General features: G+C 61.1%; 20 protein-coding genes. 9 read left to right on the top strand and 11 right to left on the bottom strand.

The window, feature by feature from the left end:
• Nucleotides 1-13: 13 nt before the first annotated feature.
• Both WBP53_RS04170 and WBP53_RS04165 read right to left on the bottom strand, forming a co-directional pair.
• On the bottom strand, nt 14-1,915 hold the full coding sequence (locus WBP53_RS04170; protein WP_423926241.1) for a DUF2207 domain-containing protein: 1,902 nt from the start codon (nt 1,913-1,915) through the stop codon (nt 14-16).
• A complete protein-coding gene (locus tag WBP53_RS04165) occupies nt 1,915-2,466 on the bottom strand; it encodes a LemA family protein (protein ID WP_423926239.1) in 552 nt (183 codons plus the stop codon). Before WBP53_RS04165 ends, WBP53_RS04170 begins: the two co-directional genes overlap by 1 nt.
• A 363-nt stretch (nt 2,467-2,829) precedes the next feature.
• On the opposite strand from WBP53_RS04165, the gene WBP53_RS04160 reads away from it, so the two are divergent.
• The 5 genes from WBP53_RS04160 (at nt 2,830) to WBP53_RS04140 (ending at nt 5,846) form a co-directional block, all read left to right on the top strand.
• Complete coding sequence (locus WBP53_RS04160; RefSeq protein ID WP_423926237.1) at nt 2,830-3,435, top strand: hypothetical protein; 606 nt, start codon at nt 2,830-2,832, stop codon at nt 3,433-3,435.
• 62 nt (nt 3,436-3,497) lie between these two features.
• Nucleotides 3,498-4,139 (top strand): hypothetical protein, encoded by a 642-nt coding sequence (locus WBP53_RS04155; protein ID WP_423926236.1) that lies wholly within the window; start codon nt 3,498-3,500, stop codon nt 4,137-4,139.
• 34 nt (nt 4,140-4,173) lie between these two features.
• Nucleotides 4,174-4,560, top strand: coding sequence for a nuclear transport factor 2 family protein (locus tag WBP53_RS04150; RefSeq protein WP_423926234.1), 387 nt, complete (start codon nt 4,174-4,176; stop codon nt 4,558-4,560).
• 148 nt (nt 4,561-4,708) lie between these two features.
• Nucleotides 4,709-5,041: a hypothetical protein gene (locus WBP53_RS04145; RefSeq protein ID WP_423926232.1), complete on the top strand. Its 333-nt coding sequence runs from the start codon at nt 4,709-4,711 to the stop codon at nt 5,039-5,041.
• A gap of 82 nt (nt 5,042-5,123) precedes the next feature.
• Complete coding sequence (locus WBP53_RS04140) at nt 5,124-5,846, top strand: SGNH/GDSL hydrolase family protein (RefSeq protein ID WP_423926230.1); 723 nt, start codon at nt 5,124-5,126, stop codon at nt 5,844-5,846.
• A 57-nt stretch (nt 5,847-5,903) separates the two neighbouring features.
• Here the strand turns inward: WBP53_RS04140 and WBP53_RS04135 are convergent, their stop codons facing one another.
• The 4 genes from WBP53_RS04135 to WBP53_RS04120 form a co-directional block, all read right to left on the bottom strand.
• Complete coding sequence (locus WBP53_RS04135) at nt 5,904-6,512, bottom strand: DUF938 domain-containing protein (RefSeq protein WP_423926228.1); 609 nt, start codon at nt 6,510-6,512, stop codon at nt 5,904-5,906.
• Nucleotides 6,509-7,831 carry a TCR/Tet family MFS transporter gene (locus WBP53_RS04130; RefSeq protein ID WP_423926227.1) on the bottom strand — a complete coding sequence of 441 codons (1,323 nt, stop codon included), beginning with the start codon at nt 7,829-7,831 and terminating at the stop codon, nt 6,509-6,511. Before WBP53_RS04130 ends, WBP53_RS04135 begins: the two co-directional genes overlap by 4 nt.
• A 90-nt stretch (nt 7,832-7,921) precedes the next feature.
• Nucleotides 7,922-8,533, bottom strand: a complete 612-nt coding sequence (folE, locus tag WBP53_RS04125; protein WP_423926225.1) for a GTP cyclohydrolase I FolE — start codon at nt 8,531-8,533, stop codon at nt 7,922-7,924.
• Between the two features lie 116 nt (nt 8,534-8,649).
• On the bottom strand, nt 8,650-9,834 hold the full coding sequence (locus WBP53_RS04120) for a class I SAM-dependent rRNA methyltransferase (RefSeq protein WP_423926223.1): 1,185 nt from the start codon (nt 9,832-9,834) through the stop codon (nt 8,650-8,652).
• Nucleotides 9,835-10,313: 479 nt separating this feature from the next.
• On the opposite strand from WBP53_RS04120, the gene WBP53_RS04115 reads away from it, so the two are divergent.
• Entirely contained in the window at nt 10,314-11,261 is a 948-nt protein-coding gene (locus WBP53_RS04115) for a TerC family protein (RefSeq protein ID WP_423926221.1), read from the top strand.
• On the opposite strand, the gene WBP53_RS04110 is transcribed toward WBP53_RS04115, so the two are convergent.
• A complete protein-coding gene (locus WBP53_RS04110) occupies nt 11,255-12,430 on the bottom strand; it encodes a GGDEF domain-containing protein (protein WP_423926219.1) in 1,176 nt (391 codons plus the stop codon). The two genes, WBP53_RS04115 and WBP53_RS04110, sit on opposite strands and share 7 nt — an antisense overlap.
• A 516-nt stretch (nt 12,431-12,946) precedes the next feature.
• On the opposite strand from WBP53_RS04110, the gene WBP53_RS04105 reads away from it, so the two are divergent.
• Nucleotides 12,947-13,747 (top strand): rhomboid family intramembrane serine protease, encoded by an 801-nt coding sequence (locus WBP53_RS04105; protein WP_423926217.1) that lies wholly within the window; start codon nt 12,947-12,949, stop codon nt 13,745-13,747.
• A 26-nt stretch (nt 13,748-13,773) separates the two neighbouring features.
• On the opposite strand, the gene WBP53_RS04100 is transcribed toward WBP53_RS04105, so the two are convergent.
• Nucleotides 13,774-14,268 carry an Lrp/AsnC family transcriptional regulator gene (locus WBP53_RS04100; RefSeq protein WP_423926215.1) on the bottom strand — a complete coding sequence of 165 codons (495 nt, stop codon included), beginning with the start codon at nt 14,266-14,268 and terminating at the stop codon, nt 13,774-13,776.
• Nucleotides 14,269-14,394: 126 nt separating this feature from the next.
• Here WBP53_RS04100 and phhA point away from each other — a divergent pair, with 126 nt between their 5' ends.
• Both phhA and WBP53_RS04090 read left to right on the top strand, forming a co-directional pair.
• Nucleotides 14,395-15,285, top strand: a complete 891-nt coding sequence (gene phhA / locus WBP53_RS04095; RefSeq protein ID WP_423926213.1) for a phenylalanine 4-monooxygenase — start codon at nt 14,395-14,397, stop codon at nt 15,283-15,285.
• A 151-nt stretch (nt 15,286-15,436) separates the two neighbouring features.
• Complete coding sequence (locus WBP53_RS04090) at nt 15,437-16,084, top strand: hypothetical protein (RefSeq protein ID WP_423926211.1); 648 nt, start codon at nt 15,437-15,439, stop codon at nt 16,082-16,084.
• Nucleotides 16,085-16,239: 155 nt separating this feature from the next.
• Here the strand turns inward: WBP53_RS04090 and WBP53_RS04085 are convergent, their stop codons facing one another.
• The 3 genes from WBP53_RS04085 to WBP53_RS04075 form a co-directional block, all read right to left on the bottom strand.
• On the bottom strand, nt 16,240-18,039 hold the full coding sequence (locus WBP53_RS04085) for a DUF885 domain-containing protein (RefSeq protein ID WP_423926209.1): 1,800 nt from the start codon (nt 18,037-18,039) through the stop codon (nt 16,240-16,242).
• A gap of 113 nt (nt 18,040-18,152) precedes the next feature.
• Nucleotides 18,153-18,848, bottom strand: coding sequence for a helix-turn-helix transcriptional regulator (locus WBP53_RS04080; RefSeq protein ID WP_423926207.1), 696 nt, complete (start codon nt 18,846-18,848; stop codon nt 18,153-18,155).
• A gap of 70 nt (nt 18,849-18,918) precedes the next feature.
• The gene (locus tag WBP53_RS04075) at nt 18,919-19,293 is read right to left on the bottom strand and encodes a VOC family protein (RefSeq protein ID WP_423926205.1); all 375 of its coding nucleotides are present in this window, start codon (nt 19,291-19,293) and stop codon (nt 18,919-18,921) included.
• Between the last annotated feature and the right edge of the window lie 41 nt (nt 19,294-19,334).

Below are 19,334 nucleotides of genomic sequence, written 5' to 3'. Positions count from 1 at the left end.
CTTGCGGACTCAGCTACCAGCCGCCACCACCACCGCCACCACCACCGCCACCCGAGGAACCCCCCGAACCGCCAGAGCCTGAGCCCGGTGCGGTCGAGGCCGAGGAAATCGAGCTGCCCAGGCTGCTGGTCAGTCCGCTGGTGAACGTAGTGAGTCCCGCCGCACCCAGCGCGCCGCTGCCGTGGTACCAGCGCGGTTGCGCCTTCTCGAGTTGATCGGCGGACAACGCGTCGGCGAAACGCCGGGCCCAGGCCTGTTCCACATCGAGTGCGAACGCGTACGGAAGGAAGGCGCTGAATTGCTCGGGATGGTCCTCAGGGCGATAGCGCGAGTCGAGCTCGTCCTTCTCGGCGACACCGAGATACCAGCGAAAACCTTCAATGCGATCCAGCAGCTTTGCTCCATCCTGGGTCGGTGCCTTCATCCAGTGGTAGAACGCGATGTTGGTGCCAATCACAGCGATGAAGACGAACATCAACCCGAGGCCGCCAATCTGCGCCATTGCGATCAGTCCGAAGATCTCTCCGGCGATGAAAGGCAAGGCGAATACCCAGAGAAAGACCGCGCCGAACCGACCGAAGAAGCCGCGCGCACCTCGCCAACCTGCAACGGCGCGTGACACCAGCGCGTAAACCCCAAAGCTCCAGCCACTCAACCAGACACACATGAACAATACGGCGAACTTGGCTTCGCCTGGCATCGAAATCGCCGCTGCCAAAAGGCAGGCAATCGAAAACAGCACCGCCGGAATCAATTTGTGTCGATGGGTGAGAAAGTATTTCTTCTCGTAGTCCGCAGCCAATGCCGTCTTGTGTGCGTCCTTGGCGGCGCTCATCTTGCCGGCCGTCGAGGCGCTGCTTTTCAGGGTGATCGAACTGGTGCCCGCGAACAGCTTGCTCATCAGCGCAGCTTCGCCGGGGGCGAAATCGACGGTGGACTTGCCCTTGTCCAGAGTCAGTATGCCCTTCTTGTTCTGGATGCTGAGCGCACCCTTTGCGGCCAGTCCGAGCACGGCCGCGGCAAAGCAGGAGCGGTCGTAGCCCATGCGACGAATGTAGCGCAGGGAAGCGGGAGAATAGCCGTTCGGCGGCTCGTACTGTGGAATGACGACACCACGTTCCGGATCGCGACCGTAGCGATGCCACATCAGGCCATAGTAGAGCCAGAGAAGAAGCAGGCCTGCCGTGCCGATCAGCAGTTGCCGGTTGTCTTCTAGTAGCCAGCGAACCTTCTGCTCACGCGTCGGTTCGGTCACGATGCCTTTGGGGAATTCGAGCACGATGCTGAGTCCCTCCTGGGCGCCCAGCGACCGGGTGGTGTGAAAGCGTGCGCCTCCGTCCATGACAGTCGCATCGAGATCGGCCTCGGTCGAGCCCTGCGGCCCGGTGTATCCGAACGCCTTGAGTCGACCCGCGGCGACCGGCTCGGGCAGGCGCACGCTGGCACTGGCCGCCTCGATCGGAAACGCCCAGCCGTTGCCGGTGACGTTCCAGTACAGCTCGTCGTGATCCTCGAAAAATCCCAGCTGCCGCGACGTCCGGTACTCAATGACATAGGTGTATTCGCCGGGCTCCAGAGTCCTGTCCTTGCTGCCAAGATAAACGCGTACGCCATTGCCCTGGGTTTCGCTGTGCCAGGCTTCATTCGCGCCATCGCGCGTGGCACTGATGAATTCGAAACCGGTAACGTAGCGCTGGCCCTGTGGGTCACGGTAGGTTGTTGGAAAATCGCGATAGATGCCGCGATTGATCTTGTTGCCTTCGGCGCGCACCCGAATCGATTCACGCACCACCATCGTCGCATCGGCGGCAATCGTGATATCGCTGTCGTAGCCAAGAATGGTTTCGCTGGCGGAAGCCGCGACGGAAAGTGACAGCACCGCTACCACGAGCGCGGCTGCAGCCCAACGGCGCATCACAGGTTCACCTGTGGAGCCGCGGTCGCGGCATCCGGTGCATCGAAGAACTCCGCCTCACGGAATCCGAAACTGCGTGCAACAAGCACATGCGGGAACACCTGGATGCGATCATTGAACTGGCGAACCGAGCCGTTATAGAAGCGTCGGGCGTACTGCAGGTGATCCTCCACCTTGACCAGTTCGGTATTCAGCTGGGAAAAATTCTGGCTGGCCTTGAGATCGGGGTAGGCTTCTGCCAACGCGACAAGACGACTCAGGTCCTGTCCAAGCGCGCGCTCGATCTCGCCCCTGGATTCGATGCCATGGGTGCCGCGACTCTGGGTACGCTCGCGGGTTACCCGCTCCAGCAGCTCGCGTTCGTGACTGGCATAACCGCGCAGGATTTCCACCAGCGGTGGAATCAGGTCGTGGCGCTTTTGCAACTGGACATCGATATCGCTCCATGCGGCAGCGACCTGATTGCGGTCGCGAACCAGGCGATTGAAAATCCAGATCACGGTGACGAGCAACGTCGTGATCAACAATCCTGCCAACAGGCCTGCAGACATGTGCCCACTCCAGCTTTCGAGGGATGCATTCTGCCCGCATTCTGCCAGTGAACGAAATGTGGATTGCCAGCGGGTCAGGTTGTGGCTGTCGAAGGCGTCCGCACTGCATGCCCGCAATGCAACGGGTAGACCGTCTGTTGGCAAGCTGCACGCGCCTGCTGATACCGTACGCTTGCCAGACCGGAGCTTCTGGTGGAACCTGTGAACGAAGAAAGCGCCTGAGCACGACACGCGTCGAAGGACTGTTGTCCTGCTCACTCGCAAGTATTTGATGCATGCACCCAATACCCTTCCCGGATCGAACGCGGCTCGGTGTCGTGCCGGGCCAGGTTCGGTCAATACTTTCCAATCAGGACAAGACGCATGAAAACAATCAATGCCCTGTCGGGCTGGTGTAGCCACGCAGCAATTCGTTCGCGCTTGTTGGCGATGACAGCGATGAGTGTCATCACGGTAGCGGCGCCGGTGTTCGCAAACGACCCCGCCGAGGCCTACTTCGAGACATTGCGGCAGCTTTGCGGCGCGCGTTTCGAAGGCGAGATGACGTTTCCTGCCGAAGGCCAGGATGCTTTCGCCGGCAAACTGCTGGTAGCGGAATTCAAGTCCTGCACGCCCGACGAGGTCCGCATTCCGTTCGCCGTAGGCGAGGATACGTCGCGAACCTGGATCATAAGCCGCACCGCCGACGGACTGCACTTGCAGCATGATCACAGGCACCCGGACGGGACCGAGGATGACGTCAACATGTATGGCGGGCTCTCCGACACCGGAGGCAGTGCAAGCAGTCAATCCTTCAAGGCCGATGCGCATACAAGGCAATTGATTCCCGAGGCCGCCACCAACGTCTGGACCATCAGCTTGACGGACAACGGAGACGGACTAGTCTACGCATTGCAACGTCATGAAAAACCGCGATTCGAAGCGCAACTGAAACGCGTTGCAACTGCGGACCCCGATCCCCGGCACTGAATCATCGATGGCGCGCTCCGGTTTGCATTCCGCGCGCATGGCAATCCTTGCGGAGCTGTCCATTGACCACATTTGTTTCGCTGCTGCTTGTCCTGCACATCGGAGCCGGCTTTATCGCCCTGGGGGCGGGCCTGGTTGCGGCAGGAAACAAGATCTTCAATCGCGCGCATCGTTGGCACGTGCGTAGCGGACGGGTATTTTTCGTGGCCATGTGCATGGTTTTCATCACGGCACTTCCACTTTCGATTCTGCGCAACAATGTTTTCCTGCTGCTGATAGCGATCTTCAGCTTCTACCTTGCGCTCTCCGGCTGGTGCCATGCCAGGAACAGGGAAGGAACACCGCAACGTATCGACTGGATTCGTGCCATCGCAATGCTGCTATGTTCAGCACTGATGGCGTCATACGGAATGCTGTTGCTGTCAGCGGGTAACAACGGAGGCACGATCATGCTGGCGTTCGGAATCATCGGCGCCCTGCTCGGTTTCGGTGACGTTCGTATCATTCGCGCCGGTGGCCTGCGTGGGCCGGAGCGGATAGCGCGACACCTGACCATGATGCTGGCGGCAACGATTGCCACGATCACCGCATTTCTCGTCGTGAACTTTGTTTTCAACCCTGCGCTGGTGCTCTGGCTCGCGCCAACCGTGGTCATTGTTCCGCTCATCGTGGTGATGAGTCGGCGCGTCAGACATCCGGCATGAGTCGGCAAGACCTTGCCCCGAGGAATTCCATGCAATGAACAACGATCCACTCGCCACATGGCATGAACTGGTTCAAGCGCGGAATGTCGGCGCGCTGGATGCGCTGCTTGCCGATGACGTCATCTTCCATTCGCCGGTCGTGCATACCGCGCAAGTCGGCAAGGCGCTGACCACGCAATACCTGGCAGCGGCATTGAAGGTGTTTTTCAACGAATCTTTTGCCTACATCCGCGAGCTCAGATCCGATCACGATGCAGTGCTGGAGTTTCGTGTCGTGATTGACGACATCGAGGTCAATGGCGTCGACATGATCCGTTGGGATGCCAATGGACGCATCACGGAGTTCAAGGTCATGCTTCGACCGCTCAAGGCGATCAACCTGATCCACCAGAAGATGGGTGCGATGTTGCAGCGCCGTTGACCGACGCCATTGACGGCAGGGCGATTTGCGCAAGCATGCGGCGAGACAACCCGGTTGCCCGGAGCAGGCGCCGGATGAAACCCGTGGCGCTCAGGATTACCCTGTCGCCCAAGGCAGTGCCCGATTCACTGCCACCAGGAGGAAGTCGATGTCGATTCGCAGAATGATTCTTGCCGGTGTGCTCGCCCTTGTGCTCTCTGCCTGCGGGGTTGCCGTTCCTGCCGACAAGGTCGATTACGTCGGTGAATGGAAGGCAGACGCCATGTCGCTGCTGATCACCCGGGATGGCAGCGTCGTCTATGAGCGCATGAAAAAAGGTGCAAAGACTTCCATCGATGCCCCGCTGAAGGGTTTCGAGGGTGATGACTTCAAGGTGGGCATCGGTCCCATGGAAACCACGTTCAAGGTGACTGCACCGCCGCACCAGGTTGGCGATCGCTGGTTGATGACTGTCGACGGTGTCGAGCTGACACGCCAGTGAACCCTGTTGCCATGGATCTCAGCCTGGCTCGGCTTGCGGCAAGCCAACTGTCCAGTGTCGCCTCCCGGAGGATGACGGGCTGATGTTGCGAAGCCTGATGTTCTGGAGTGCATTGCCTCTTGTGGCTATGCAGGCATTGCGCGTGCGACGCAATGCACTGCGCCTGGCACCGGCAAAAGGCCCGACCTCGGGTCGAGTTGGCCGTGGACCACCGCTTCGGCTGATCGCCATTGGCGACTCGATCATCGCCGGCGTCGGCGCTTCAACGCTGGACAGGGCACTGGTTGGGCGTACGGCTGAATCGCTGGCTGCTTCACTGGGACGCGAAGTGGAATGGCTGGCCATCGGCCGCAGCGGCATCGATTCCGCCGGCGTGCTCAGCGAGCTGGTGCCGAAATTGCCGAACGACCGGGTCGATGTCTTTCTCGTGTCGGTCGGAGTGAACGATGTCACTGCGCTGACGCGGACTTCGAAATGGAAAGGGAATCTTGACGGATTGCTGTCCGCACTGACTCGACATTCGCCGGGCGCGGTCATCGCTGTTGCCGGCATTCCGCCACTCCGCGGATTTCCGCTTCTACCCCAGCCGCTTCGTAGCGTGATCGGATTTCGCGGCGAGAGTCTGGATCGTCTGTCGAGAAAACTGCTTGAAGCGCATCCGCAAGCCCTGCATGTGCCCGTCGATTTCGAGACCCATGCCGAACGCTTCTGCGCGGATGGCTTTCACCCTTCGGAAGCCAGCTATGTCGAGTTTGGCCGGGCGATGTCCGAGAAGCTGGTCCCGCGAATCGATTCCGGCGTCTGACGCGCGGGGTTGTGTTCCTTGCACGGAATCACGGATAGCAGGTCAGCCCGATCCACTTCAGCTGCGACGCTGCCAGACCACGCAGCGGTTGTTCGCCGGAAGTTCGTGATCCGCGACCCGCAGTAGCCCGGCGCGCGCTGCGAGCGCGTCGACATCAGCGAGGTCGCGAATGCCCATGTGCTCACCTCGTTCCTTCAGCCAGCGATCGAAGGCGGCATTGCTGTCGCTGGTGTAGTCGCCATTGATATTGAAGGGTCCATAGACAGCGAGCGTTGCATCCTCGGTCATCACGTCCGCAAGCCGGGCGAACAATTGCTCGACCTCGGGCCAGGCCATGATGTGCAGGGTGTTGGCGCTGAACACGGCGTCGAAACGCTGGTCAGGCCAGCTGGCCTGGCCCACATCCAGTTCGATCGGTGGAGGCGTATTGGCAAGTCCGGCTTCCGCGAGCCAGAGTTCTATGCCCTGCAGGTTTTCTGCTCGCTCGCTGGTCTGCCATGCGAGATGTGGCAGGGCTGCGGCGAAATACACGGCATGCTGGCCGGTGCCGCTGCCGATCTCGAGCACACGCCTGCGATCGGCAAAGACCGTTTGCAGGACCGCAAGAATCGGTTCGCGATTTCGCTCGCAGGACGGCGCGCACGGCTTGCCCGTAGTGTCAGTCACTTGCGATCCTCGACATCCGCCATTGCCGGCAACTCGCCTGAACTTGGCAGGCCGGCTTCCGCATGCGCGGCTGGCTCGGGCGTCATCGGGTGCAGATCGACGGTGGCTCGCCAGCCCAGGATAAAGCCGAATGCGAGCAGCATCGCCGACAGGATGAAGGCGGCGCCGGGCAAGTGCAGCGGTGCGCTGGGGCCGATGAAGAAGGCGAAGATCTGGCTGAAGACGAAGGGCCCGAACACCGTGGCCAGGCTGCCAAGGCTGGTGATGGCACCCTGCAGACGACCTTGTTCGCCGGGATCTACCTGGCGGGTGATGATCGATTGCGTGGTCGGTCCACCCAGGCCAGCCAGCGCCAGCAATGGAATGCCGAGCAGAAACAGCGTGCTGGTCGCGGCGAATCCCAGGGTGAGAAATCCGCAGACGCCGAATACCAGTCCGGCCAGCATGACGCGGCGTTCGCCAAACTTCGGCACAAGCCTGCGCACCAGGCCGGCCTGGACCACGGCACTGCAGAGCCCGACCAGGGCCAGCGTGTAGCCGACTTCCTGCGGCCCCCATGAAAAGCGGTAGTCGCTGTAGAGCACGAAGGTGGAGTTGAGGGAAAACTGGGCCAGCGCGGCGAGGAAGAACACGATCGACAAAGCGAAGACCTGCGGGTATCGACGCAACATGCGCAATGCGCCCAGCGGATTGGCCTCCCTGAAATCGAAGCGGGCGCTGCGACGTTCCCTGGGCAGCGATTCAGGCAAGATGAAATAGCCGTAGACGAAGTTGGCCAGGGCCAGTCCGGCCGCTACCCAGAAAGGCGCACGTACCGACCAGCCGCCAAGGAAGCCGCCCAGCGCCGGGCCGAAGATGAAGCCGATGCCGAACGCCGCGCCCATCAGGCCGTAGGCGGCGGCTCGCTTGTCCTTGGGGGTGACATCGGCGATGTAGGCATTGGCGGTCGAGATGCTCGCGCTCGCGACGCCCGAAATGATGCGTCCGATGAACAGGATCGGAAGGGTCTCGGCCACGGCCATGAGGATAAAATCCAGGCCCAGCGCGAGATTCGAGGCGAGGATCACCGGGCGCCTGCCGAAGCGGTCGGAGAGCGCACCCTGCACCGGCGAGAACACGAACTGCATGAGGCCGAACATCGCGCCCATGATGCCGGTCCAGCGCACGGCAGTACTGATCTCGCCGCCGGTCATGACCTGCACGAGATGCGGGAATACCGGGATGATAATGCCGAAGGCCAGCATGTCGAGCACCACCGTGATGAACACGAAGATGATCGCAGCGCGGCGCGGCGGCTTGTGGTCGGCCTCGGAAGTCATGCGGGAAGGATCACGGAAGGACTGCGCAGCGCACGATACAGGAATTGCCCGGGCGCCTGCGCCTGCTGAAAGTCGCGGGGGCCAATCCCCTTACGACTTCGAATTGATATCGATGAAGCGCAGGAACTCGGCACGCGTGCGCGCATCCTCGCGAAAGTCGCCAAGCATCTGGCTGGTGATCATCGACACGCCTCGCTTGTGCACGCCACGAGTGGTCATGCATTGATGCACGGCATCGATGACGACCCCGACTCCGCGCGGCTTGAGCACGTCCTCGATGCAGTGGGCGACCTGAGCGGTCAGTTTTTCCTGGACCTGGAAGCGTCGTGAGTAGGCATCCACGACGCGAGCCAGCTTGCTGATGCCAACCACCTTGTCGGTGGGCAGATAGCCAATGTGCGCGCGACCGATGATCGGCGCCATGTGATGTTCGCAGTAGGATTCGAATTCGATGTCACGCAGCACGATCATTTCATCGTAGCCGGCGACTTCCTCGAAGGTGCGACGCAGGTATTCGGCGGGATCGAGTGCGTATCCTGAGAACCAGTCGCGATAGGCATTGACGACACGCTTGGGCGTATCCAGCAGGCCTTCGCGCTGCGGGTCCTCGCCGGCCCAACGCAGCAGGGTGCGCACGGCCTCTTCCGCCTGGGCCACGCTGACCGTGGGTGCAATGGTGGTTTTCTTGCCGTGCCGCGCCATTCTGATTCCCGTTTGTGAAGCTGTTCGGAATTCTATCAGTCAAACCATTTCGCGCTCAGGACGGCCGATCGACTGGAAACCGAACGGCGGCGCGTGGTGTCTTCGCGCCACCAGGCTCAATCCACGCGACAGAATACCGCCTTCAGATAGCGACTTTCCGGGACGTGGGCCAGCCACGGATGATCGGCACCAGCGCCAGTCACCTTGAGCACCTGGGCGGTTCGTCCGGCGTAGAACGCGGCGCGGCGAAGCATGTCGAGGAACTGATCCTCGCTGACCAGGCCGGTGCAGGAGCAGGTCAGCAGGATGCCGCCGGGCTTGAGTGCGCCCATCGCCAGCTTGTTCATGTCGAGGTATTTTTTCAGCGCCGGGATCACCTGCTCGCGATCGCGTGTCATCTTGGCCGGATCCAGGATCACGACATCAAATTTTTCGGCCTTGTTGTTCGGGAAATCGCGCAACCAGTGGAAGATATCGGCCTGGACGAAGCGCACCTTGGCCTTGTTGAGATAGGCATTCTTCTCGGCTATTTCGAGGATGCTCTCGTCGAGGTCGATGCCAACCACTTCGCTGGCGCCACCGATTGTCATGGCGGCAATGCCGAAACCACCGGAATTGCAGCACAGGTCGAGTACGCGCTTGTCCTGGCAGAATTCGGCCAGCGCCTTGCGGTTGTCACGCTGGTCCACGAAGAAACCGGTCTTGTGCTTGCTACCGGGTGCAGCGTGGTATTTCACGCCATGTTCGTGGATGACCGTCGGTTCCGGCATTGCCGGAACGGCACAGTCGAAGCTCTCCTGCTTCTGGACATGCTGCTCGGCATACGCGTAGACCGCGCTGCCCGGAAAATGCTCAAGCAGGCAGTTGCGGATCAGTTCGCGCTGCTTGTACATGCCCGCCGAGAAAAACTCTATGACGAGGGTGCCGGCGAATCGGTCCACGACCAGCCCGGACAGGCCATCGCCTTCGGAATGGATCAGCCGATAGGCGTCGGTGACGGCGTCGAGTTTCAGCAATTCACGCCGAAGCACCACGGCCGCATGGATCTTGCGCGCGAAGAAGGCCTCATCTACCTGTTCTTCCACGTCGCTTGTGAGCACGCGCAGGCTGATGCGCGAATGACCGTTGTAGAAACCGCGGCCGGCGTATTCGCCGTTTCGGTCGACGATTTCGACGATGCTGCCGGGCTTGGGCTTCGGCTCGGGGCGCTCGACCATCTTCTGGTAGATCCAGGGGTGGTTTGAACGGCGTTCGATTTTCAGCTGTACAACGGGCAGCGGTCCCGGCGGATGGATACTCATCGGTGAATGATAAGCGAAGGTGACACCGGAAGTTTTCCGCGATTGCGCATTGCATCGCGAGGGATGCCGCATTTCGGCATCTCTGCGCAGCGCCGGGCATGCCTGTTCTTGCGGCGCTCGGGTTCGCTTGCATTCACCTCACCTGCGAGAGCCGGCGTGGGCCAGCCTATCCCATCCCCGCCCCCGACCGTGGAGGGCTGGTCATCCGGTCACTCTTTGTCACCGCGAACACCCATGACTTTTGGCAGGCATTCGGATAAAGTCGTGCGCGTAATCGAAGGGGAGTAGCTCTCCCGTTGCCGTGATCGTCAGCACGGACCGCCCCGCCGGTCCCGGTCCGGCAGGCAGTTTCCGATGTTCTGCATCGAATCCTGCGAGCAAGACCTTCGCCGTACGACGGCGAAGCTGTGCCCGGTACTTACCGAGGCCCTGCCTGCCGTCACCGGCGCGGGGCCTTTTTTGCATCTGGAGTCGACGCAATGCACACGATCGGAACCCCCGGCCTATGGTCAGTCTTCGGACTCCTGGTCGTCGTCGCACTGATCATCGATTTCGTCGTGCTGCGCGCCGGCGGCGCGCACAAGGTCTCGTTTAAGGAAGCCGCGCTCTGGAGCATTGCCTGGATCGTGCTGGCCATGCTGTTCAACCTGGGGCTCTGGTACTGGTTGAGCGGGCATGTCAGCCAGGAAGTTGCCGACGAGACCGCGCTGCAGTTCCTGACCGGCTACGTGGTCGAAAAGGCCCTGGCGATCGACAACATCTTCGTGTTCCTGCTGATCTTCTCGCGATTCGGCGTCAGCGCCGAACTGCAGCAGCGCGCCCTCATGGTTGGCATCCTGGGCGCCATCGTGCTGCGAGCGATCCTGATCTTCATCGGCGCGGCCCTGATCGCGCGCTATCACTGGATCCTGTATCTGTTCGGTGCGTTCCTGGTCTATACCGGCATCAAGATGGTCCAGGCACCGAATGACGAAGCCGACTTCGAAGCCAACCCGATGATGCGCTGGATGCGCGGCCACTTGCGCATGACAACCGAATATCACGGCACCGCGATGACCGTTGTAAAGGATGGGGTGCGCTGGTTCACGCCGATGTTCGCGGTGATCGCATTGCTCGCGGTGACCGATGTGATCTTTGCGGTGGATTCCATTCCGGCGATATTCGCCATCACCGAAGATCCGTTTATCGTTCTCACCTCGAATGTGTTTGCGGTGCTTGGCCTGCGCGCGCTGTTCTTTCTGATTGCGGGCATGGCGGACCGCTTTCATCTGCTCAACTACGGGCTGGCAGCGGTACTGGTCTTTATCGGGGCCAAGATGCTCATCGTCGATATCTGGAAAGTGCCGATCGGACTCTCGTTGGGCATGGTGGCCCTGTTGATCGGCAGCTCGCTGGTGGCCAGCCGCTTGCTGCCCCGGTCTCAGTAGGACTCGGAGGAGGCTTCCGGCTGCCCTTGCCGCAGCCCGCCCTGAACCTTTTCCAGGCTTGATGCCGCTGCGACCCGATTGCGGCCGCCGCGCTTGGCTGAATACATTGCGCGATCGGTTTCACGCATCAGGGTTTCCAGATCGCTGATGGTTGGCCCCAGCGAGCCGACGCCGATTGACGCCCGCAATGGAACGGGCCAGCCGCTGATCGAGAAATTGCTCGCGGCCAGCTCCTCACGCAGGCGCTCGGCCAGCACGAAGGCCGATGCTTCATCCGTATCCGGCAGGATCGCTACGAATTCTTCACCGCCCAGCCGTGCAGTCAGATCCGATTCGCGCAGCGTGCTGCGCATGATCTCGACCACGCGACACAACGCGAGGTCGCCCGCCTCGTGGCCGAATTCATCGTTGATGCGCTTGAAGTGGTCGATATCGAGGATCAGCAGCGAAAGCGCGCGGCCGTGGCGCTTGCTCGCCGTAATGGCCTTGCCGGCCAGCTCGGTCAAAGTACGGCGGTTGTAGACGCCGGTCAGCGAATCGATGGTGGCCAGGCGTGAGAGGTCTTCGTTCATGCGCTCGCCACACATGAGCAGGAATCCCGAAGTCGCGATCACCGGCAGCAAGGATCCGTAGGTGAACACGATGCCTTGCATCGGCGATGAAGTGGTCAGCTCGATGAGCCCAGCGTCGGGCGCGTACAAGATCCGCACCATCATGATGACGATGCCGACCAGCAGCATGGTCGCGACCATGTGCTCGGGACGCGTGATGCGATGCTGGCCTCGGTAGATGGCGTCGACTCCGATCCCGGCCAGCACGGCAAGCACAAGCGATATCAGCGTGATTCGACCCAGCAGGGTCGGCCAGACATAGGTCAGCAGAATCACGCCGACGATGGTGATTCCGAAAATAGCGAACATGAGGGCGTTCAATTGCGACTTTCGGTTGTAGGCCCGCAACGCCTGGCTGACATGGGCAAAGGCTATGATCAGCAAGATGTTGCCAACAATGATCGAGAGCCAGTCCGGTATCTGCCCGCGCAGGGAAAACAGGACGAACGAGAAGGGCTGGATCAGCAAGCCGCGAACCCACAAGCGCATCGGCTTGCGCAGCGACTTCGGATAGCCGGTAACGGTCACTGCCAGTGCGAGGCCGATGAGCGTGCTCATCGTCGCTGTCAGTTGCATTGCTGTTGGAATGTGAAAAATCATGGCGGCTCAAGGGGTTGGTTACCAAACTTCAGCAAATTTCGAGCCAACCCCGGTGAGGCGCGACCGTTTGCCACTCGGTCCAGCCATGGCATGGACCAGGGAAACCAGCCCTCACCAGAGCAGCAAACCCAGCACAACCAACGCCTGGTGTGCATGCAACGCCCGTCAGCCCAGGCCCGCCGAACTCGGCCCAGGCTCGCCGAACGGGGAAACCCTGCGCCTCCCACCCCGAGTTTCACGCTTGCGCCGAGACAAGAAGTTAAATGAGGCCGGATCGTGCTCGCGCGAGAGCTCGTGATTCGAGCGTCCGCGCGTCATTTCCGGGTGGAAGAACTGCCGCCAGAACTCCAATCAGCGCGCATCCGACATTCACGCCGCCCGGTGATGCGATACGGCTGCCATTTGACGGAGCCACTTGCCCGCCACCGCGTCAGCCACCCTTGCAGCGGCCGGGGGCGACCCAACGTCTTGCCCATGGACATTGCACCCCCGACACCAGATCCCGGCAGCGCAGCAGTCAAATTCGACCGGGAGCGGATCAACTACGCCGTATTCAGCGCAGCGATTCTGCTTGCCGGCATCTGGCTGGTCTGGATTGGCGGCTGGTTGCTGGGGTGGTCGATGAGCGATCTCGGTATCGAACCACGACGTCTGCGCGGGCTGGTCGGCATTCTCAGCGCGCCACTGGCGCATGCCTCGTTCTCGCACCTGATGTCGAACACGTTGCCGCTGGCCCTGCTTGCCACGCTGACCTTGTACGCCTATCCGTTGGCGGCGCGATTCGCATTGCCGACGATCTGGCTGCTTGCCGGGATCGGTGTCTGGCTGTTCGCTCGCGATTCCAGCCATGTGGGCATGAGCGGCATCAACCATGGCCTGATGTTCTTCCTGTTCCTGACCGGGCTGCTGCGTCGCGATCGCCTTGGGGTCGCCATTTCACTCGTCGTGTTCTTCTTCTATGGCGGCATGTTGCTGACCGTGCTGCCGCGCGAGGAACAGGTTTCCTTTGAATACCATCTGGCTGGCGCAATCAGCGGCGTGATTGCCGCGATCCTGTTGTTTCGACTCGATCCCAAGCCGGTCCGCAAGCGCTATAGCTGGGAAGACGAAGATGACGAAGACGGCTCCCTGCTTGATGCGGAACTCGAGATGCCGCGCCCCGATGACGTACCGGTCTTGTGGAAGCGCGATGCGAATGCCGAAGATGACTCCCGAATCCTTGCCTTTCCCCGGCGCAGGCGCGACGAGGATGGCAACTCGCAAACCCTGCACTAGCCCATTGTCGGCAGGAACGATTCTGACTAACCGCGCTGCAAGTGCTCCAGCGGCAATTCGCGGGTTTGCTTGACGGTACGCAGGACCAGGCTGGAATTGACATCCGCAACGCCGGGTCCGTTGAGAAGCTTGTCGAGCAGGAATCGCGAGAAGTGTTCGAGGTCGCTGACCGCGATATGCAGCAGGTAGTCCATTTCGCCGGTCAGCGCGTGGCAGGCCATCACTTCGTCCCAGCTCTGCACGCTTTCCACGAAGTTTTGCACTTGCGGGGTCCCGTGCTTTTCAAGCTGGACACGGACGAATGCTTGCAGGCCGAGACCCACGGCCTGCGGGTTGACCAGGGCGGCATAGCCGGCAATGACCCCGTCAGCCTCCAGGCGCTGAATGCGCCGCAGGCAGGCCGATGCAGACAGGTTCACTGCCTCGGCTAGTTCCGTGTTGGTCGCTCGGCCGCTGCGCTGCAGGAGGGCGAGTATGCGGAGGTCGGTGCGATCCAGTGCTGAAACGCTTGATTCGCTCATTTATTGCGCAATTTGATTAAACGACGCTCGAAATATGCGCCATCAGGCCGTCAAGAGGCAAATACGCAAGCCTGTTGCGCGCCCGAGCCTCTAGCATGGAGGGCTCGTCCATCTGCCTTGAACGCCATGTCCAGCGAACCCCGCCGCGTCGAAAACCTGCTCACTGACAAAGGCTATGTGCCCGTCTACACCACGGCCGTCGTCGACCAGCCCTGGGACAGCTACACGGCGGAGGATCACGCAACCTGGGCCACCCTGTTTCGTCGCCAGCGAGAAATCCTCAAGGGCCGTGCCTGCAACGAGTTCATTGAAAACCAGAAACGCTTCCGCATGACGCCGGATCAGATACCGCGCTTCGAGGAACTCAATGAGGTGCTGGCAAAGACCACGGGCTGGCAACTGATTGGTGTCGAAGGCTTGCTGCCGGAACTGACATTTTTCGAACACCTGGCCAACCGCCGCTTTCCGGTGACCTGGTGGATCCGCCGCCCCGACCAGATCGACTACATCGCCGAGCCCGACATGTTCCATGACCTGTTCGGACATGTGCCGTTGTTGCTCAATCCCGTTTTCGCCGACTATATGGCCGCCTACGGTCGTGGTGGAGTCAAGGCGCACGCCGTTAGTGCCGAAGCGCTGGTCAACCTGACGCGACTGTACTGGTACACGGTGGAGTTTGGCCTGATCCGCCAGGATGACGGCTTGCGCATCTATGGTTCGGGCATCGTGTCTTCCAAGGGCGAGTCGATTCACAGCCTGGAGTCGGCATCTCCGAATCGTATCGGCTTCGATTTGAAGCGCATCATGCGCACTCGCTATCGGATCGACACATTCCAGAAAACCTACTTCGTCATCGACAGCTTCGAGCAGCTGATGGATGCAACGCGACCGGACTTCCTGCCGATCTATCAAGAGCTGGCCCCGATGGAGTCCCTGCCTGCAGGTTCGGTGCAGGATGAGGACAAGGTCTATCAACGCGGCAGCGGTGAAGGCTGGGCCACTGACGCCGACGCCTGAGGAATCGCGCTCGCGCCGGCGTGAACTCGCTCTGCCCTGGCCTGTCTGAAAGCCATCGTCCATCGAAGTGAGTGGCTCTGGCCCGCATGACCGCGAATGTCGATACTGCGACAGGATCGGCCCACCCATCGCTCGACCTCGGAGTCCACCGATGAAATCCGCTGCACTCGCTTTGCTGGCTTTCGCGCTGGCGACGAACCCGGCCAGCGCCGAGGTCAGGCAGATGGCTGCCGATCACTTCCAGCTTGCGTTCCAGGGCACGATCACCTCGCCACCGGCCAAGGTATACGCGTCGATCATCCACGTGGCTGGGTGGTGGAATTCCGAGCACACCTGGTCGGGCAAGGCGGAGAACCTGAGTCTCGAGGCGACGGCCGGTGGCTGCTTCTGCGAACGCTGGGCGCATGGCAGCGTCGAGCACGGTCGCGTGATCATGGCGTTGAAGAATCAGACCCTGCGTCTTCATTCGGCGCTGGGTCCGTTGCAGGAATACGCCTTGGCCGGCGTGCTGAATTTCCACCTGAATGAACTGGAAGACGCGACCACCGAATTGCTGGTCGACTATCGCGTCAATGGATCGAGCGCGAGTGGACTGGATCAACTTGCCGCGCCAGTAGACCAGGTCCTTGGCATGCAACTGGAGCGTCTGCTGCGCTACATCGATACGGGCGACCCTGAAGCCCCTGTTGTCGAGTCGCCAGAAGCAGACCCAACCAGGAACGAGGCGCGCGTGGAATTGATCGAAGAGTGGGCCGAAGAGGTGGCCAGGGATATTGAGCCGCCGTCGAAGAAGGATTGATTCGAGGCTGGGTGGCTGGCCGCACAGGAACCTGGCCTCACGTGCGCGGGGTGGACCTCAGGCCTGCCTTCTTCCTCCATGTCGTGAACTGCCCGACAATGCATCGTCCTTGAGAGGGTCTGCTGCACGAATACCGACGGCGACGCGTTCTGCGGTCACTGTTCTCGCGTTGCCGCTTCGCCGTTGATCTTCTCTCGTTTCGCGTCCGCTGCGGCCTTGCTCGTGGCTATGAATTGCCGAATCTGTTCGTCCAGCACCGGCAGGGGCACCGATCCCTGGGCGAGCACGGCATCGTGGAACGCGCGGATGTCAAAATCCTCGCCAAGCTCCTGCTCGGCTTCCGCTCGCAGTGCGACGATGCGAATCTCGCCGAGCTTGTAGCTCAGCGCCTGGGCGGGCCAGGAAATATAGCGGTCGACCTCGGTCGTGACCTCATGTTCGCTGAGCGCCGTGTGCTCGCGCAAATAAGCCAGCGCCTGCTCGCGACTCCAGCCCTTGTGGTGTACGCCGGTGTCGATGACCAGGCGGCAGGCTCGCCACATCTCGTAGGTCAGGCGACCGAAATTTTCATACGGGGTGGTGTAGATGCCCATCTCGATGCCGAGCTTTTCGACATACAGTCCCCAGCCCTCGCCGTAAGCGGAAATGTAGCCATTGCGACGAAATGCCGGCTGGCCAGTCTGTTCGTCTGCCAATGAAAGCTGAAAGGAATGGCCTGGCGCAGATTCGTGCACGGTCAGGGCGGGCAGGTTGTACAACGGTCGCGAGGGAAGGTCGTAGGTGTTCAGCCAGTACGTCGTTTGGCCACCACGTCCGGCCGTCCAGAATGGCGCGATATCGGCCGGGACCGGCTCGATGCTGAAGCGCGCACGCGGCAGCAAGCCGAAGAACTGCGCGAGCCTGGCGTCGACCTGTTTGGAAATCCAGGCGGCGCGCATCAGCAGTTCTTCCCCGCTCTTCGGATAGAACTGTGGATCGGTACGCAGGAAAACGAGGAACTCCTCGAAGCTGCCTTCGAACCCGGATTCCGCCATTGTCTCGAGCATCTGAGCCTGGATTCTTGCCACCTCGCTGAGCCCGATGGCATGGATTTGTTCGGGGTCGAGATCGAGCGTGGTGTACTCGCGGATCTGCTGACGGTACCAGGCCTTGCCATCCGGCATCGACTCGGCGGCCAGAGTCTTGCGCGCCTTGGCCATGTATTCGGAGCGAAAGAACTTGAGCAGGTTTGCGTAGGCGGGAATGACCTGGTCGCGAATGGCTGCAAGCGCTTCGGCCTGCAGGCGTTCACGGGTGGCAGCATCCATGCTCGACGGCAGATTCTTCAGCGGGCTGTAGAACTCGCTTTGTGCCGGATCGGTCAGCTCGGCAACGACTGCGATCGAGACATCGCGACCGGGCAGAACGGCACGCGGTACGCTGAAGCCACGCTTGAGGCCCGCCCGCATGTTGACGATCTGTTCGTCGAAATAGCGCGGAATATCCCGCAGCTGGGAGATGTAATCTTCGGCTGATGCGGCCGTGCGCAGGGGCTTTCGGGTCAGGAAGCCAAGGTTGGACCAGAACGAGGAGTCCGAATTGAACGGCATCTGATAGGCGCCGAATTCGATCTCGGCGACCAGGTTTTCGATCTGCGGCCGGTAGATGGCGTAGTTGATGCGTTCAGTGGCTGACAGACTGTCCACTGGCAGGGCATCAAGCTCGACAAGGACGCCATTCCAGACACGCAAGCGTTCCCGACGCGAGGCGGCGTTGACGGATGGGAGCTTGTTGACCCGTAGCGAACCGTTCTTGTCCTCGTCCAGGCCTGGAAACTGCTGCTTGCGCCATTCCCATTCCTTTTCGTAGATGCCCTTGAAGGTTTCGTCAGCATTGGGGCCTGCGCCTGCCTGCGCGGCCGCAGGAGCGGTCCAGGCCAGCGCCACTGCCAACACGATTCCTGAAATGATTTTCATCGCTGCACCCACGAACTGAACCGTTGCATGATCGCATTGATCGCGATGGCACGGCAGGGCACAACCGGCATTCCGCAACACTCGCTTCCGCCCAAGCACTCAGCGCGCATGGATCAGCCAAGATCGCTGATCGATCCCGCACCGACGGATCGCAGATAGGCGTCGAATCCGCACTCTGCATCATCGCTGAAGCGCTCATTGCGCAACGCCAGGCTGACGATGCGATCGGGCCGGAAAGTGCGAAAATCCCTGCGCATGCGACACCATGCCCCGAGCGTCCAGCTGCCACCCCAGAAGGCCAGGCACAGCGGTTCCACATCACGCGCGCTGGCCTCGCCTGACTCGTTGCGGTAATCGAGGCCAATGACCCGGCGCTGGTCGATGGCCTCGTTGAGCTGATCGATCATCGGTGCCGGAGTCTGCCAGCCGCCGGGAGCGAAGATTCGCGATCGCTGCGCACGCGCGCGCAAGTCATCCGGCAATACTGCTTCTATCTTGATCAGGGCCGAACGTGCTCCCTCGGCCAGTCGCGTACCGGCAAACGCCCGCACGAAGCGCGTGCCAACCACGAGTGCCTCGAGTTCTTCGGTGTTGAACATCAGTGGAGGAATGTCCGAACCCTTGCGCAACACATAGCCAACTCCCGCCTCTCCTTCGATCGGCACGCCGGAAAGTTGCAGGTCGGCGATATCCCGATAGACGGTGCGCAAGGATACGGCCAGCGTTTCAGCGAGCTGCCGCGCGGGCAACGCCGTGCGACGCCCGCGCAGGGAATGGATGATGAGAAAAAGTCGATCGGCTCTGCGCATGCTCTCATCATCACCCGTCAACCGTTCAACGCCAATGCATGGTCAGCATCGGCGTTCCGGGCGAACGCTGCTACGCGGCCGACCAGAGGCCAACCCGGTTTCCCTCGCTGTCGATGAACTGGGCGAAAAAGCCCATCTCCCCCGGCAAGGCCGTGCACGGCACGATCGTGTCACCGCCAGCGGCGACGGCGCGCTCCAGCACCGGGCGCAGATCGACCACGCTCAGATAGACGATGCAGCCTTGCACCGACGGCTCGCTGTCTTCGGCATGGATCAGCGCACCGCTGCTGTTCGGGCTGCCGCCGTATGGAAAAATGGCCAGCTTCGACCCGCCCATTTCTTCCCGTTGCAGTTTTACGTCGAGTACGTGTTCATAGAAACGCTGGGCGCGATCCAGATCGGTCGTGGAGATCTCGAACCAGGCTGGAACATTCGGATTCAACATGTTGGCTTCCTTCGCAGGTGTGCGTGATTGCACGGCCTGGA

Origin of the sequence: Dokdonella sp., from assembly GCF_049593775.1 — a bacterium.
GTDB lineage: Bacteria > Pseudomonadota > Gammaproteobacteria > Xanthomonadales > Rhodanobacteraceae > Dokdonella.
Note: the sequence above shows the minus strand (reverse complement) of the source record. Positions and strands in the feature narration are given on the sequence as shown.